The sequence below is a fragment of the Sphingomonas sp. 4RDLI-65 genome (assembly GCF_049472435.1).
GTDB lineage: Bacteria > Pseudomonadota > Alphaproteobacteria > Sphingomonadales > Sphingomonadaceae > Sphingomonas.
This window is the reverse complement of the sequence record NZ_JBCEBT010000001.1, coordinates 1,020,920-1,037,381: the sequence shown is the minus strand read 5'-3', so window position 1 is coordinate 1,037,381 and position 16,462 is coordinate 1,020,920. Positions and strand designations below refer to the sequence as shown.

At 66.9% G+C, this 16,462-nt stretch carries 8 protein-coding genes and 1 pseudogene; 7 read left to right on the top strand and 2 right to left on the bottom strand.

Features of this window, described 5'->3' with window-relative positions; genetic code table 11:
• Nucleotides 1-90 precede the first annotated feature (90 nt).
• The gene (gene putA, locus VH567_RS04575; RefSeq protein ID WP_423323535.1) at nucleotides 91-3,687 is read left to right on the top strand and encodes a trifunctional transcriptional regulator/proline dehydrogenase/L-glutamate gamma-semialdehyde dehydrogenase; all 3,597 of its coding nucleotides are present in this window, start codon (nucleotides 91-93) and stop codon (nucleotides 3,685-3,687) included.
• A gap of 544 nt (nucleotides 3,688-4,231) precedes the next feature.
• Here the strand turns inward: putA and acnA are convergent.
• A complete protein-coding gene (gene acnA, locus VH567_RS04570) occupies nucleotides 4,232-6,916 on the bottom strand; it encodes an aconitate hydratase AcnA (RefSeq protein ID WP_423323533.1) in 2,685 nt (894 codons plus the stop codon).
• Between the two features lie 285 nt (nucleotides 6,917-7,201).
• Between acnA and VH567_RS04565 the strand changes: the two genes are divergently transcribed.
• The gene (locus VH567_RS04565) at nucleotides 7,202-7,354 is read left to right on the top strand and encodes a hypothetical protein (RefSeq protein WP_423323531.1); all 153 of its coding nucleotides are present in this window, start codon (nucleotides 7,202-7,204) and stop codon (nucleotides 7,352-7,354) included.
• A gap of 45 nt (nucleotides 7,355-7,399) precedes the next feature.
• Here VH567_RS04565 and VH567_RS04560 read toward each other — a convergent pair whose 3' ends face one another.
• On the bottom strand, nucleotides 7,400-7,573 hold the full coding sequence (locus VH567_RS04560) for a hypothetical protein (RefSeq protein WP_423323529.1): 174 nt from the start codon (nucleotides 7,571-7,573) through the stop codon (nucleotides 7,400-7,402).
• Between the two features lie 313 nt (nucleotides 7,574-7,886).
• Here VH567_RS04560 and VH567_RS04555 point away from each other — a divergent pair, with 313 nt between their 5' ends.
• From VH567_RS04555 to VH567_RS04535, 5 genes and pseudogenes are all read left to right on the top strand, one after another.
• Nucleotides 7,887-11,399 carry an autotransporter domain-containing protein gene (locus VH567_RS04555; protein WP_423323527.1) on the top strand — a complete coding sequence of 1,171 codons (3,513 nt, stop codon included), beginning with the start codon at nucleotides 7,887-7,889 and terminating at the stop codon, nucleotides 11,397-11,399.
• A 126-nt stretch (nucleotides 11,400-11,525) separates the two neighbouring features.
• Entirely contained in the window at nucleotides 11,526-11,996 is a 471-nt protein-coding gene (locus VH567_RS04550; protein ID WP_423323525.1) for a MarR family winged helix-turn-helix transcriptional regulator, read from the top strand.
• A complete protein-coding gene (locus tag VH567_RS04545) occupies nucleotides 11,993-13,396 on the top strand; it encodes an efflux transporter outer membrane subunit (protein ID WP_423323523.1) in 1,404 nt (467 codons plus the stop codon). Before VH567_RS04550 ends, VH567_RS04545 begins: the two co-directional genes overlap by 4 nt.
• Nucleotides 13,393-14,553: an efflux RND transporter periplasmic adaptor subunit gene (locus VH567_RS04540; protein WP_423323521.1), complete on the top strand. Its 1,161-nt coding sequence runs from the start codon at nucleotides 13,393-13,395 to the stop codon at nucleotides 14,551-14,553. The genes VH567_RS04545 and VH567_RS04540 overlap by 4 nt, the downstream gene beginning before the upstream one ends.
• 286 nt (nucleotides 14,554-14,839) lie before the next feature.
• A pseudogene (locus VH567_RS04535) lies at nucleotides 14,840-16,384 on the top strand (DHA2 family efflux MFS transporter permease subunit).
• The last annotated feature ends 78 nt before the right edge of the window (nucleotides 16,385-16,462 follow it).

The following is a 16,462-nucleotide window of genomic DNA, read 5'->3' as shown; positions in this document are numbered from 1 at the left end:
TCCGGGAACCGCGCCTATAAAAGCGATATAGCCTCTCACGCGCCGATACATAAGTCGGATCGACTTTCGGAAGCGATCTATGGCGGTTGCATGACCAGCCAGCCCTTCGCCGCCTTCGCTCCTGCCATCCGCGCACCCTCGGCGTTGCGAGCGGCGATCACCGCCGCCTATCGCCGCGACGAAGCCGAGGCGCTCGCGCCGCTGACCGCCGCCGCCACGCTCGATCCGCAGACCCGTGACGCGGTCCGCGAGACGGCGCGCGACCTCGTGACGCAGCTCCGCGCGAACCACCGCGGCACCGGCGTCGAGGGGCTGGTCCAGGAATATTCGCTGTCGAGCCAAGAGGGCGTGGCGCTGATGTGCCTTGCCGAGGCGCTGCTGCGGATTCCCGATGCGGCGACCCGTGATGCGCTGATCCGCGACAAGATCGCGGACGGCGATTGGCGCGCGCATCTCGGCGGCGGCAAGTCGCTGTTCGTCAACGCGGCGACCTGGGGGCTGGTGGTGACCGGCAAGCTGGTCGGCAGCGTCGACGATCGCGGGCTCGGCGCGGCGCTCTCGCGGCTGGTCGCACGCGTCGGCGAACCCGTCATCCGCCGCGGCGTCGACCTGGCGATGCGGATGATGGGCGAGCAGTTCGTCACCGGCGAGACGATCGCCGAGGCGCTGAAGCGCGCGAAAGAGATGGAAAGCAAGGGCTTCGGCTACAGCTACGACATGCTCGGCGAAGCGGCGACCACCGCCGCCGACGCGGTGCGCTATTACGCCGATTACGAGAACGCGATCCATGCGATCGGCAAGGCTTCGGCGGGGCGCGGCGTCTATGCCGGGCCGGGCATCTCGATCAAGCTGTCCGCACTGCACCCGCGCTATGTCCGCGGCCAGGCGGCGCGCGTGATGGAGGAACTGCTGCCGGCGGTGAAGCGGCTCGCGCTGCTGTCGAAGCGCTACGACATCGGCTTCAACATCGACGCGGAGGAGGCGGATCGTCTCGAACTGTCGCTCGACCTGCTCGAAAGCCTCGCGCTCGATGCCGAGCTCGCCGGCTGGAACGGGCTCGGCTTCGTCGTGCAAGGGTATGGCAAGCGCTGCCCGTTCGTGATCGACTGGATCGTCGACCTCGCGCGTCGCGCGGATCGCCGGATCATGGTCCGCCTCGTCAAGGGCGCGTATTGGGACGCCGAGATCAAGCGCGCGCAGGTCGACGGGCTCGCCGATTTCCCGGTCTATACGCGCAAGCTCCACACCGACATCGCCTATGTCGCCTGCGCGAAGAAACTGCTGGCGGCGCCCGACGCGGTGTTCCCGCAGTTCGCGACGCACAATGCGCAGACGCTCGCGACGATCTACCGCCTTGCCGGGCGCGACTTCGCAATCGGGCAATACGAGTTCCAGTGCCTCCACGGCATGGGCGAGCCGCTGTACGAACAGGTGGTCGGCAAGGACAAGCTCGACCGCCCGTGCCGCATCTATGCCCCGGTCGGCACGCATGAGACGCTGCTCGCGTATCTGGTCCGGCGGCTGCTCGAGAACGGCGCGAACTCGTCGTTCGTCAACCGGATCGCCGACCCCGCGGTGTCGGTCGACGAGATGATCGCCGATCCGGTCGAGATCGTCGCCGCGATGCCGAACCCGGGCGCGCGCCATGACGAGATCGCGCTGCCGGGCGGCCTGTATCCCGATCGCCGCAACTCCGACGGCATCGATCTCAGCGACGAGACCGCGCTAGCCGCGTTGACGGCGGCATTGCAGGAAAGCGCGGCGATCGCATGGACCGCGGCGTCCGCCGACGGGGCAGGCGAAACGCGCCCGGTGCTCAATCCGGCTGACCACCGCGACGTCGTCGGGCAGGTGACGGAGGTTTCGGTCGATCAGGCGCGCGCCGCCGTTGCGCGGGCGAACGCGAGCGGCTGGTACGCAACGCCGGTTGCTGAGCGCGCCGCGATGCTCGACCGTGCGGCCGATGCGATGCAGGCACGGATGCCGTTGCTGATCGGGCTGGCGGTGCGCGAGGCGGGCAAGTCGGTGCCCAACGCGATCGCCGAAGTCCGCGAGGCGATCGATTTCCTGCGCTATTACGCGCAGCAGGCGCGGGCGAATTTCGGCTCCGGCGCCACGCCGCTCGGCCCGATCGTCTGCATCAGCCCGTGGAATTTCCCGCTCGCGATCTTCGCCGGGCAGGTCGCCGCCGCGCTGGTGGCGGGCAACCCGGTGCTCGCCAAGCCCGCCGAGGAGACCCCGCTGATCGCCGCCGAAGCGGTCCGCCTGCTCCACGCCGCCGGGATTCCCGCCGACGCGCTGCAGTTCGTCCCCGGTGACGGCGCGATCGGTGCCGCGCTGGTCGCCGCGCCCGAGACGGCCGGCGTCATGTTCACCGGCTCTACCGAGGTCGCACGCCTGATCCAGCGGCAATTGTCGACGCGGCTCTCCGCGGCCGGCGCGCCGATCCCGCTGATCGCCGAGACCGGCGGCCAGAATGCGATGATCGTCGATTCCTCCGCGCTCGCCGAACAGGTGGTGGCGGACGTGATCGCCTCGGCGTTCGACAGCGCCGGCCAGCGTTGCTCGGCGCTCCGCATCCTGTGTTTGCAGGAGGAGGTCGCCGACCGTACGCTGGCGATGCTCAAGGGCGCGCTGAAGGAATTGCGGATCGGCCGCACCGATCGGCTCGCGGTCGATATCGGCCCGGTCATCACCGCCGAGGCGAAGGCGGGCATCGCGGCGCACATCGAGCGGATGCGCCTGAGCGGCCACCGCATCGACCAGCAGGAGCTGTCGCCGGAGTGCGTCCACGGGACGTTCGTGCCACCGACGATCATCGAGATCGATTCTATCGCCGATCTCGACCGCGAGGTGTTCGGCCCCGTGCTCCACGTCGTCCGCTTCCGCCGTGACCGGTTGGACGCACTGATCGATGCGATCAACGCGACCGGCTACGGCCTCACCTTCGGGCTTCACACCCGCCTCGACGCGACGGTGGCCGACGTTACTGCACGCGTCAAAGCCGGCAATCTCTACGTCAATCGCAACGTCATCGGTGCGATCGTCGGCGTCCAGCCGTTCGGTGGGCGCGGCCTGTCCGGGACGGGCCCCAAGGCTGGCGGTCCCTTGTATCTCGGCCGCCTCGCGGCGTCGGCACCGCGCGCAGGGTTGCGCGCGGATCACGGTCACAGGGCGCTGGCGGCATTCGTGGAATGGCTCGACCAGCAGGGCGAGGTGCAGGCGGCGTCGATCGCGCGGCATTACGGGATACACTCGGCGCTGGGCGTCGAACTGGAACTGCCTGGCCCCGTCGGCGAGCGGAATTTGTATGCCCTGCACCCGCGCGGCTGCGTCCTGATGAAGCCAGCGACGTCGACGGGCCTGTTCGCGCAGATGGCGGCAGTGCTCGCGACCGGCAATTCGGGGCGGGTCGAGGGGATGGCGTTGCCGGCAGATCTTCCGGCGAGCGTCCGGGAAAAGTTCGAGGGAGAGGGCGGCGCGTTTGCTGCAGTCCTGGTGGAAGGCGACGCTGCGAGGGTGACGACGATGGTCGAGGCGATGGCGGCGGCATCCGGACCGATCGTTTCGGTCCTCACCGTTGATGCGCGGGGCCTGTACGCGCTGGACCGGCTGCTGGAGGAAGTCTCGACGTCGATCAACACCACGGCGGCGGGTGGCAATGCGAGCCTGATGATGATCGGATGACCGTCCCGGGGCGGTGCGATCCGCCCCGGCTTACGATCCCCTCGCGGTGGCGAGGCCGGTAGGGGTGTATTGAACATCTCCGAACCACCGGGATGCAAAAATGGCGGTCCCACACATCGCCGACATATGGCTGCAACATATCGGGCCGAAAGGGAGTGCGTCGCCGCCCCTCTCCCCCTGTGGACGGCGACTGACCGGGTCTCCCCTGTCCCGGTCTTCTCCCTGAACTACGGGGCGATCCTTGCGGTCGCCCCGCCTTTTTTCGGCTGATTACCGCCGTCACCCCAGCGCAAGCCGGGGTCTTCCTCGTTGTGGGCGACGTGAGCCTCACAGGAATATCCCAGCTTTTGCTGGGATGACGGACTGGCTTTGACGTTTCGATCAGGCGCGATTGCTCGCGTCAACCTCCCCAAAATACGTCATCCCAGCGAACGCTGGGATATCCCTCGTGGTGGGCGACGTGGGCCTCACGGAGATACCCCGGCTTTCGCTGGGATGACGGTATTGTGAGGTCACCCCGGATCGCTCCGGGATGACGGAACTCTTACGCGGCCAGCTTGCGCAGGACGTAGTGGAGGATGCCGCCGTTGAGGAAATATTCCAGCTCGTTGACGGTATCGATCCGGCACTTGGTCTGGAACGTCTCGCTGGTGCCGTCGGCGCGGGTCATCTTGACCGTGACGTCCTGACGCGGGCGGATGCTTGCGACGTCGAGGATCGTGAACGTCTCCGACCCGTCGAGGCCGAGCGTCTTGCGATCGGTGCCGTCTGCGAACTGCAACGGCAGCACGCCCATGCCGACCAGGTTCGAGCGGTGGATGCGCTCGAAGCTCTCGGTGATCACGGCGCGGACGCCGAGCAGGTTGGTGCCCTTCGCGGCCCAGTCGCGCGACGAGCCGGTGCCGTATTCCTTGCCGGCGACGATCACGAGTGGCGTGCCGTCCTGCTTGAAGCGCATAGCGGCGTCGTAGATCGCCATGACTTCGCCGTCGTACTTCGACATGCCGCCCTCGATGCCGGGGACCATCTCGTTCTTGATGCGGATGTTGGCGAAGGTGCCGCGCATCATCACGTCATGGTTGCCGCGGCGTGCGCCATAGCTGTTGAAGTCCGCCTTGCTGACCTGATGCTCCTGCAGGAAGCGGCCTGCGGGGCTGTCGGCCTTGATCGAACCGGCCGGCGAGATGTGATCGGTGGTGATCGAATCGCCGAGGATCGCGAGCGGCTTGGCGTCGATGATGTCCTGTACCGGCGACGGCGTCATGCTGAGGCCCTCGAAGTATGGCGGGTTGGCGACATAGGTCGACCCTGCGCGCCAGGCGTAGGTGTCCGAGCCCGTGACGTCGATCTCGCGCCACTTGGCGTCGCCCGCATAGACGTCGCCATAGCGCGCGCCGAACATGCCGGCGTCGATGTTGGCGTCCATCGTCGTGCGGACTTCCTCGTTGGTCGGCCAGATATCGCGCAGATACACGTCCTGGCCGTCCGAACCCTGACCCAGCGGCGTCTCGATCATGTCGGTCGTGACGGTGCCCTTGATCGCATACGCGACCACCAGCGGCGGCGAGGCGAGGAAGTTGGCGCGGACGTCGGGCGACACGCGGCCTTCGAAGTTGCGGTTGCCCGAGAGCACCGACGCGGCGACGAGGTCGTTCTCGTTGATCGCGGCCGAGATCGCCGGCGCGAGCGGCCCCGAGTTGCCGATGCAGGTGGTGCAGCCGTAACCGACGAGGTTGAAGCCGAGTGCGTTCAGGTCCGCAGTGAGGCCGGCCTTGTCGAGATAGTCGGTGACGACCTGCGAACCGGGGGCGAGCGAGGTCTTCACCCATGGCTTCGACTTCAGGCCGAGCGCGTTCGCCTTGCGCGCGACGAGCCCTGCGGCGACCAGTACCGACGGGTTCGACGTGTTGGTGCAGCTGGTGATTGCGGCGATCACAACGTCGCCGTCGCCGATGTCATGCTCGCGGCCCTCGACAGCGACGCGCGCGGGCTGCTCCTTGTGGTACAGCTTGTGGAGGTCGCTGTTGAACACCTCGTCGACCTTGTTGAGGCTGACGCGGTCCTGCGGGCGCTTCGGGCCGGCGAGCGAGGCGACGACGGTGCCCATGTCGAGCTCGAGCGTGTCGGTGAAGACGGGGTCCTCGGCGTTCTCGTCGCGCCAGAAGCCGTTGGCCTTGGCATAGGCCTCGACCAGCTCGACGTTCTCATCGGACCGCGCCGTGAGGCGCATGTAATCGAGCGTCTTGTCGTCGATCGGGAAGAAGCCGCAGGTCGCGCCGTATTCGGGTGCCATGTTGGCGATCGTCGCGCGATCGGCGAGCGTCATCGACGACAGGCCGGGGCCGAAGAACTCGACGAAACGGCCGACCACGCCCTTGGCGCGCAGCATCTGCGTGACGGTGAGCACCAGATCGGTGGCGGTGATGCCCTCGTTGAGCTTGCCGAGCAGCTTGAAGCCGACGACTTCGGGGATCAGCATCGACACGGGCTGGCCGAGCATCGCGGCCTCGGCCTCGATCCCGCCGACGCCCCAGCCGAGTACGCCGAGACCGTTGATCATCGTCGTGTGGCTGTCGGTGCCGACCAGCGTATCCGGATACGCGATCATCGTGCCGTCGCCGTGGTCACCCGACGACGCCGACGACCAGACGGCCTGACCGATATATTCGAGGTTCACCTGATGGCAGATGCCGGTGCCGGGGGGGACGACCTGGAAATTGTCGAGCGCCTTGCTGCCCCACTTCAGGAACTCGTAGCGCTCGATGTTGCGCTCATATTCGAGGTCGACGTTGTCGTGGAACGCCTGCGGGGTGCCGAACTCGTCGACCATCACCGAGTGATCGATAACGAGGTGGACGGGAACCTGCGGGTTGATCTTCTCGGGATTGCCGCCGAGCTTGGTCATCGCGTCGCGCATCGCGGCGAGATCGACCACGCAGGGCACGCCGGTGAAATCCTGCATCAGCACGCGCGCGGGGCGATACTGGATCTCGCGGTCGCTGCGACGCTCCTTCTGCCAGTCGACGATCGCCTGGATATCCTCGCGGGTGACCGTCACGCCGTCCTCGAAGCGGAGCAGATTCTCGAGAAGGACCTTCATCGAGAACGGCAGGCGGCTGATGTCGCCGAGCTGCTCGGACGCCTTGGCGAGGCTGTAATAGTCGTACGACTTGCCGCCGGTCGACAGGCTGGTGCGGGTCTTGAGGGTATCCTGGCCAATGGCAGTCATAGGGGTCCTTCCCGTGGGCGTCGGGCCGCCGGGCGCCGAGGGGAAAGCAGCCGTATAGGCCACGCGGGCGCGTCGGGGACCGAGCGAAAAATGCTGTTACCGAGGGGGCCTTAGCAAGGGGGAGCGGATCGGGGAAGAGCGCGGTGGCGTAATCGGTATGGAACGCCATCGCCGGTCCAAGGCCCGGTCGAACGCCATGTGCATGGCGCGAACATAACACAGGATAAGTACCGAGATCTTTACCCAGTAAAATGCGTCGAACCGGACAAATGCCGATCGGAGTGCATGGCTCCAGATCAGGACGATCCCTGCGCGCTGCACGAGATCATCGCCGAGGCGTTGACCATCGCGGACGCGCGGCCAAACCACCTCGTCGCCGCGCTGCTTGCGCAGTGCCTCGGAGCGCTGGGCGAACGTGACTCCGACACGCCCGAATAACCTTCCGGTACCCGCTCGCATACCCACGCACGGGCGCGGCGGAGTTCAGCATTCGTTATCTGCGCAACGCTGTTCGCGATCGCCCCAGGCGCGATCTGCATAACGATCGGCGAGGCGCAGATGCGCCGACTTCGCGGTGACGTCGGTCGCGGCTTCGCACGCCGCGCGCTCGACCGCCTCGCGCATGAGGCTGTACTCGATATCGTATTTCGGGATCATCGCAGACGCTCCTCGGCTCTGCGAGCGGGAGCAAAAGCGCTCTCTGTCGTCGTCCTGCTCGCGACATGGCGGCGGCGATGCACCCTTATACGCGCGCGCTTCGCCGAGTCCTAATCATCCTGGTTTGATCAAGGTTATGTCGAGGTCATAGCGACTGGGGCGACCTGTGGCAGATTTGGCGCAACGGTTACGAATTGTTACACAATATGTCTTTCCGACCCATCGTCGATTGCGTTCCCAAAATGGTCTGAATAGCCTCCCATTATGGCAAGCGTTCCAGGGGAGGAACGGGCCCTAACAGGGGACTATACGGATGAAGATCGCTTCGAGGCGCTCGGCGGCATGCCGCGCGCGCGCGGGATTGCTCGCGTCGACCGGACTGCTGGCTTCGGTCGCGCTTCCGGTGCTGGCACCGATGATGGTGCCGACGGCGGCGTTCGCGCAGGACCGGCCGACCGGCGCCGACACCATCGCCTATGCCTATACCGGATCGTTGAACCCGGCCGATCTTCAGACCGTACCGAACATCGTCATCAGTGCACCCGGTACGCCGACCACGTCGCAGGACATTGCGGGCGGGGTGAACGGCGTCGGCCAGATGACGATCGCCTCCGGGGGCGGGGGCCTCGGCATCTGCACCGGCACGCTGATCAATCCGCGCACGGTCATCTTCGCCGCCCACTGCGTCAACGAGAATGCGGCGGGTACCGGCGCGCAGAATCCATGGGGCTATGGCTCGCAGGGCGGCGGCATTCCGATCGCGTTCGGCTTCGCGCAGAACAACCTGCCCGCGGTGCGCGACTGGTTCCTGCCGACGACCACGTCCGGCGCGGTCAATACGCAGCAATACAAGACCAACACCGCCAACTTCCTCTACAACGTCAACCAGGTCGTCTATAATGCCGACTCGCTGAAGCTCGGCCTGGCGCAGAACTTCCTGCAGGGCGATGTCGCGATCGCGACGCTGGATACGCCGGCTGCCAACGTTCCGACCTGGGCACTGCTGCTGTCCGCGCTGCCGGCACCGGCCACGATCAACGCGGCGACCGGCACCGGCTATCACGTGACGATCACCGGCTATGGTCGCAACGGCCAGGGCGGTACGCTGACGGGCGACACCAACGGCATCGATTATCGCCGTCGTATCGCCGAGAACACGATCGGCATCCTCGGTTCGTTCGACGACCGCGACGCGTTCCTGTTCGGCTCCACCAGCGGCCTTCCGCAGAACTTGTACCAGCTCGATTTCGACGATCCGCGCCGCGGCACGGCGGCAGCGAGCCCGTACGACTTCAACCTGTTCAAGGACAACGCGCTCCCCAACGAGGGCACGACGGCGGGCGGCGATTCGGGTGGACCGCTGATCCTCGATCGGACCTTTGCCAAGCAGGTCGTGATCGGCGTGCTGTCGGGCGGCAGCCGCTTCTACGCCGCGCAGCCGTTCGGCGCCTATGGTACCGAGAGCTTCTACCAGCCGCTGTATCTGTTCTCCGACTATATCACCGCGAACAACCCGTATCGCTACGCACAGACCAAGGCCGGCGACGGATCATGGACCGATGCATCGCACTGGGTGACCGCGCTCGATCCGAACTACCAGATCATCGTCGACGGCAAGCTGGTCAACGGTGTGCCGACCACGACCGGCGCGGGGATTGCCGGCGACGGCAACAAGTTCGGCCAGGTCTGCTTCCAGACCGATTGCGTCGACGTGAAGACGGGTGTCGAGACGATCAACGGCGTACCCGTGACGACCACCGCGGACGCGCCTGCCCTCGCCAAGCCCGACGCGGCGATCGTCGAGACCGCGTCGACCCCCGGCATGGTATCCGGCGATCTTCTGCTCGAAAATACCGCCCAGGCCGGCACTGCGGTGGCGCAGGCGGTGCTGTCGCCGACGCTGGCCAATGGCCTGCCGGGCGCGACCAATTTCGTGCCCAACAATATCGATCCGGACCGCACGACGCAGCGTAGTGCGCGCTATTACGACGTAACGTTGTCGGCGGCGGGCACGACCACGCTCGGCTCGTCCGTGACGGTCGACAAGTTCACCGTGGCGGGCAGCACGGCGAAGCTGGCGGTGACGTCGGCGGGGTCGCTGACCAGCCTGATGACGATCAACCAGGTGACGGGTGTCGTCCAGAACGACGGCACGATCGCGACGCCCGGCGATTACTTCATGCTGGCCGGGCTGCTGACCGGATCGGGGCGGATCAACACGCCGTTCTTCACCAGCGTTGCCGGGATGATCGCGCCGGGCACGACCGGTACGATCGGCACGCTGACGATCGGCGGCAACGGCGTGCTCGCCTCGGGCACCAACCTGCTGGTCGATCTCGGGCCAAACGGCACGTCCGACAAGCTCGCCTTCGTCGCGACGACGTTCAACGCGGCCGGCGTGGCGACCAACGGCATCGTTAACCTGGGCGGCCGGGTCGGCTTCGCACCGGTCGCGGGCCAGACGATCCGGTACAACGACCTCTACACGATCGTGACCGCGCAGGGTGGCATCAGCGGCGCGTTCGCCGCGGCGACTCCGCTGAGCGCGATCCTGACGCCGAGCTATGTCTACAGTACCAACGCGGTGCAGGTCCGGATCCTCGCGGGGCAATATCGCAACGTCGTCGCGGGCACCCCGGTGCAGGGCGCCTATGCGCAGTTGCTCGACCAGAACCGGTCGAACTATGCGGCGCTGAGCACTGTGTACGGTTCGCTCGACTTGCAGAATGCAGCGACGATCCGGTCGACGCTGGAGGGGCTTGCGCCGCGCGCCGAAACGCTCAAGTCGAGCCTCGGCGTCGCCTCGATCGACACGATGTCGCGGTTCTACCGCGATCACATCGCGCAGATGGATACGCGCGGTGGGCTCGGCGGCACGCTCGCGCTGATCGGCAAGCCGGTCCAAGTCGCATCGCTGATGGCGAGCGACCTTTCCGGCGGGCAGGACATGATGAGCGACTCGAGCGGTACCGTGTTGCAGCAGGGCCGTCTGCCCGACGACATGAGCGGCTTCATCGCGGGCGGCTATATCGACGGCAAGAGCCGCTCGATGCCGGGGACGAACCCGCTTGGCGGGCACGACAAGTTCGACGGTTATTTCGCCGCCGCAGGTCTGGAAAAGCAGGCCGGCGAGGGGGCGGTGATCGGCTTCTCGTTCTCGTACACCAACACCGACGGCACCACCGCCGGGATCGCCCAGCGCGCCAAGGGCGAACTGTTCCAGGGCACGCTGTACGGCAAGCTGGAGAGCGCATCGGGGATCGTCCTCGATACGCAGTTCAGCGCAGGTGCGTTCGTCGCGAAGACCGACCGCAATGTCGGTTTCGTCGGCACGGCCTACCGTTTGCGCGGCACCGACAAGGCGCTGACGCTGGTCAGCGAGGTCGGGCTCGGCAAGGCGTTCGACCTGTCGATGCTCAAGGTCGGTCCGCGCGTGTCGCTTCGTGCCAGCCATATCGGCTTTGGCAAGTCGGTCGAGAATGGCGGCGGACCGGCCCTGTTCGTCGACCGCGACAGCTTCGACAGCCTCCAGGGGCGCGCCGGGTTGTCGCTGAGCGGTGGCGGCTCGATCCAGCCCTATGCGGCGGCGAACTTCGTCCATGACTTCCAGTCGACGCCGGGCGTGTTCGGCGCGAACTTCGTCGGTGGGATCGGCCCGAACGCACTGTTCGCGCTGGCCGGTCAGGACAAGAACTGGGGCGAGATCAGCGCCGGGCTGACGCTGGTCGGCGACCGGGTGGACGTTTCGGTCGGTGCCGACACGACCGTCGAGCGCAAGGACGTGTCGAACCAGTCGTACAAGGGATCGATCAAGATCCGCTTCTGAACTGTGAAACACGGGGGAAGGGGTCGTCCGCTGCTGCGGGCGGCCCCTTTTCATGCCGGCCGTGAAAACGGCAGCGAAACACAAGGAGCTATTGACTGCCTGGGCAATGGTTGCCAAGGCAGTCATATGGCAATTTACTCCAAAGCCGATTTCGGACCCGATTGTTCGCTGGGTTATCTGGCGCGTCGCATCCACCAGATCGGGCAGGCTTCGCTGGAGCCGGTGTTCGTCGAAGAGGGGCTGACCATCACGCAGTGGTCGGCCTTGGTGTCGATCTGGACAGGACGGGCAAATACCTCCGCCGATCTCGCGCGCGACCTGGCGCATGACAAGGGCGCGACCACTCGGCTGGTCGATACGCTGGAGCAGCGTGGATGGGTGACGCGCGCGCGGGCGACGGACGATCGGCGGGTCGTGAATCTCGAGCCGACGCCGGACGGGGAGGCGGTGGCGCTGCGCTGTCGGGATCGGGTGATCGATTTCTGGAATGCCACGCTGAAGGACTGGGACCGGGCCGAGGTCGATACGCTGATCGCGCTGATGCAAAAGCTGCGCGGCACGCTGGATAACGCGGCAATCGAGGGGCGTGGCGTATGATGCGGATGATCTTTGCGGCTTCGGTCGCCGTCCTGCTGGCGGGGTGCGCGGTGCCGGCTTCGGAGACCGTCGTGGCGCCGATATCGGCGACCGCGCTGGGGCTTGCAGCCGATCCGGCGCCGGCGATCGCCGCAGATTGGTGGCGCGGGTTTGGCGATCCACAACTCGATCGGCTGATAAGCGATGCGGTGGCGGGCAATCCGTCGCTCGACGCGGCGCTGGCGCGGGTATCGCAGGCGCAGGCGGTGCTGGCCACCAACCGCGCGGAGAACGGTCCGAACGTCACGCTCGATGCGCAGGAGCAGTTCGCGCGGTTGAGCGGCCGCTATACGATTCCGCCGCCCTATGCGGGGACCACGCGGTTCGTCGGCACCGTCGCGGCGAATTTGAGCTGGAACCTCGATTTGTTCGGGCGGCAGAGGGCGGCGATCCTGGGCGCGCGTGCGTCGGCGCGGGCGGCGGCACTCGACGTGGCCGCGGCGCGGTTGGCGCTGTCGGGCGCGGTGGTGCAGACGTATATCGATCTCGAACGCGCCGAGGCGCAGGCGGGGATTGCACAGCGGACGATCGCGACGCGCGAGAATACGCTGCGGCTGGTCAACGTGCGGATCCGCAACAGGCTCGGCAGCAAGCTGGATGCGCAGGCGGCGAGCACGTTGCTGGCGCAGGCGCGACAGGCGCTGGTGCGTGCCGAGGCAGGGCAGGTGCTCGCGAAGAACGCGCTGGCGGCGCTGGCGGGGCGCGGGGTGGACTATCCGGCGACGATCGGGGCGACCGCGCTGAAGCTCGATGCGGTGTTGCCGCTGCCGAGGACGGTGCCGGCCGATCTGCTCGCGAGGCGCGCGGATATCGCGGCGGCGCAGGCGCGGATCGAGGCGGCGGCGGCGGGACGTCAGGTGGCCCGGCGCGCGTTCTATCCGAACGTGAACCTGGCGGCGTTGGCGGGATTCCAGGCGATCGGGTTGGGCAATCTGGTGTCGCTCGATGCCGGGACGGTGGGTGTCGGGCCGGCGATCCACCTGCCGATCTTCGATAGTGGCCGTCTGAAGGCGGATCTCGCCGGGGCCACCGCGGCGCTCGACCTGGCGACTGCGGATTACAACGACCGCGTCGTCGGCGCGGTGCGCGAGGCCGCGGATGCGGTCGCGCGGATCGGTGCGCTCGACGCCGACAGGATGCGGCAACGCGAGGTGGTGCGCGGCTATGCCGAGACCGGGCGGTTGAACGCGATCCGCGTGTCGAGCGGGCTCGATAGCCGGCTCGATCTCGTCGACAACGACGTGCGGCTGCTGGCGGCCGAACAGGCCGATGCCGACCTTGCCGCCAATGCCGCGCAACAGCGTGTCCAGCTGGTGCTGGCGCTGGGCGGTGGTTTCGATTTGCAGGATTTGAACCGATGACCGACACGCAGACTCAGTCGACGCCAGCTCCGGCCGGTAATCCGCAGGGGCGCAAGCGCGCGCTTTCGATCCTCGGCGCGATCGTGGTGATCGGCGCGATCGTGTGGGCGGTGTTCCATTTCCTGCTGGCGGCGCCCGAGCAGGAGACCGACGATGCGTATGTCGCGGGCGACGTGGTGGCGATCACCGCGCGCGATCCGGGGCAGGTGACCGCGATCCATGCCGACAATACGCAGGTCGTGAAGGCGGGGCAGCCATTGATCGATCTCGATGCGGCGACCGCCGACGTCGGTCTGGCATCGGCCGAGGCGGAACTGGCGCGGGCGGTGCGCTCGACCCGGTCGGACTTCTCGAAAGTGAACGAAACGGGTGCTGCGGTCGTGCAGGCCGAGGCGGAACTGGCGCGGGCGCGGAACGATCTTGCACGACGTCGTGGCGCAGCAGCCGAGGGCGCGATCTCGGGCGAGGAACTGAGCCATGCGGCGGACCAGGTGAAGGTGGCGAGCGCGACGCTACAGCTTGCGCGCAGCCAGCAGGCGCAGTCGCGCAGCGGCGTTGCGGGCACCACCGTGTCGAACAACCCCGCGGTGATGGCGGCGATCGCGGCCTATCGACGCGCGGCGATTACGCGGAGCCACATGCACGTTGTCGCGCCGATCGACGGCGTCGTCGCGCAGCGGACGGTGCAGCTCGGGCAGCAGGTGTCGGCGGGCATGCCGTTGATGGCGGTGGTGCCGCTGGACCGGGTGTGGGTCGACGCGAACTTCCGTGAGACGCAGTTGCGTGACCTGCGGATCGGGCAGCCGGTGACGGTGACGGCGGACATGTACGGCGACGACCTGGTCTATCACGGGCGCGTCATCGGGCTGGGTGCGGGCAGCGGCAACGCGTTCGCGCTGTTGCCGCCGCAGAATGCGAGCGGCAACTGGATCAAGATCACGCAGCGCGTGCCCGTGCGGATCGCGCTCGACAAGGGCGAGCTTCGGCGGAACCCGTTGCGGGTCGGGCTGTCGGTGAATGCGACGGTCGAGACGGCAGACAAGTCTGGGACGATGGTCGGGCGGCCTGCGGTCGCCGCGTACAAGGGGTTGGCGACGGGCGCGGGGGATGCTGCGGTCGAGGCGAAGATCGGGCAGATCATTGCGGCGAACCGGTGATGATTGCGTGTGGTCGTGGTGTGGCGTGCCGGACTGAACTCGGTCTGCCCTTCCTTGTTCTCCCGCGAAGGCGGGAGCCCAGACTGGGCTCCCGCCTTCGCGGGAGAACAAGAAGCGGGCGGTTCGCTTTGTTTGGGGCACCACCCCGGCGGAGGCCGGGGCCCAATTGGGGGACGAACGTGACTGCACGGGTCCCTTCGTCACCTCGGCTTTCCCAATTGGGCCCCGGCCTTCGCCGGGGTGGTTGTGATGGTGTGTCGTATCGCTCTCACCGGAGCGCCGTATAATGGCCGCCCCCTCCGGCCCCGGCCCGGCCCCCCTCGTCGGCGGCTCGCTCGCGCTCACCGCGTTCGCGCTTGCGCTCGGCACGTTCATGCAGGTGCTCGACACCACGATCGCCAATGTCTCGCTGCCGACGATCGCGGGCAATCTCGGCGTTTCCAGCGATAACTCCACCTGGATCGTCACTGCGTTTGCCGTCGCCAACGGGGTCGCCGTGCCGCTGACCGGCTGGCTGATGGGCCGGTTCGGGGTGGTACGGACCTTCTGCGTCTCGGTGTTCCTGTTCACGATCGCTTCGTTCCTGTGCGGGATCGCGTGGGACCTGCCGTCGCTGATCGGTTTCCGCGTCCTCCAGGGCGCCGTCTCGGGGCCGATGATCCCAGGCAGCCAGGCGCTGCTGATCGCGATCTTCCCCGCGCATAAGCGCGGCACCGCGCTCGCGATCTGGTCGATGACGACGCTCGTCGCGCCGATCATGGGCCCGATCCTCGGCGGCTACATCTCCGACAATTATCACTGGAGCTGGATTTTCCTGATCAACGTGCCGTTCGGCGTGTTCACCGCGTTCGTCTGCTGGAACAAGCTCGGCAAGCGCGACACGCCGACGCGGAAGCTGCCGATCGACCAGGTCGGGTTGATCCTGCTGGTGATCTGGGTCGGCGCGCTCCAGATCGTGCTCGATCTGGGCAAGAACGACGACTGGTTCGCCGCCGACCGGATCGTCATCGCGACGATCGTCGCCGCGATCGGCTTCGTCGGCTAACTGATCTGGGAACTGACCGACGCCAATCCCGCGGTGAACCTGTCGCTGTTCAAGAACCGTAACTTCGCGATCGGCACGACTGCGTTCTGCCTCGGCTATGCGGTGTTCTTTGCCAACACGCTGCTGCTGCCGCTCTGGTTGCAGACGCAGATGGGCTATACCGCGACCTGGGCCGGGCTGGTCGCGGCGCCAAGCGGCGCGGTCGCGGTGATCCTGACCCCGTTCATGGCCAAGCTTGCGGGCAAGTTCGATGCAAGGCTGCTCGCCACGGTTGCGTTCGCGGCGTTCGGCTACTCCTATTACCTGCGCTCGGGCTACACGACCTATGCGAGCTTCTACGACCTGATGCTGCCGATGCTGGTGCAGGGAATCGCGATGAGCAGCTTCTTCCTGTCGATGCTGACGATCTCGTTCGACCGCATCCCGGCCGAGCGGCTGCCGTCGGCGACCGGCATCTCGAACTTCGTCCGCATCACCGCGGGCAGCTTTGCCGCGTCGTTGATCACGACCGCGTGGGACCGGCGCGAGACGCTCCACCAGAGCCGCTTGTCCGAGGCGGTCGGGACAGGATCGCCGTATCAACTGGCGCGCGAGGCGCTGACGCGGATGGGGCTGACCGACGTCCAGGCGGCCGCGGCGATCACCCGGCAGATGGTCGGGCAGGCGTATCTGCTCGCCTCGACCGACCTGTTCCGGCTGTCGTCGTGGCTGTGCCTCGCGCTGATCCTGCTGGTGTGGTGCACCCGCCGTGCCGATCCGCCGCAAGGACCGATCGCCGCGGACTGACGTTAAATTCCCATTTCGAAACACTATCGCAATGAGTTGGTCCTATAAGGAAATCTCACGACGACTGAAACGCCTGTG

Bases quoted from the DNA above. Each gene is read 5' to 3' on its own strand.
- VH567_RS04540 (WP_423323521.1), top strand. From the start codon at position 13,393: ATGACCGACACGCAGACTCAGTCGACGCCAGCTCCGGCCGGTAATCCG.
- VH567_RS04555 (WP_423323527.1), top strand. From the start codon at position 7,887: ATGAAGATCGCTTCGAGGCGCTCGGCGGCATGCCGCGCGCGCGCGGGA.
- acnA (WP_423323533.1), bottom strand. From the start codon at position 6,916: ATGACTGCCATTGGCCAGGATACCCTCAAGACCCGCACCAGCCTGTCG.
- VH567_RS04560 (WP_423323529.1), bottom strand. From the start codon at position 7,573: ATGATCCCGAAATACGATATCGAGTACAGCCTCATGCGCGAGGCGGTC.
- VH567_RS04545 (WP_423323523.1), top strand. From the start codon at position 11,993: ATGATGCGGATGATCTTTGCGGCTTCGGTCGCCGTCCTGCTGGCGGGG.
- putA (WP_423323535.1), top strand. From the start codon at position 91: ATGACCAGCCAGCCCTTCGCCGCCTTCGCTCCTGCCATCCGCGCACCC.
- VH567_RS04550 (WP_423323525.1), top strand. From the start codon at position 11,526: ATGGCAATTTACTCCAAAGCCGATTTCGGACCCGATTGTTCGCTGGGT.
- VH567_RS04565 (WP_423323531.1), top strand. From the start codon at position 7,202: ATGGCTCCAGATCAGGACGATCCCTGCGCGCTGCACGAGATCATCGCC.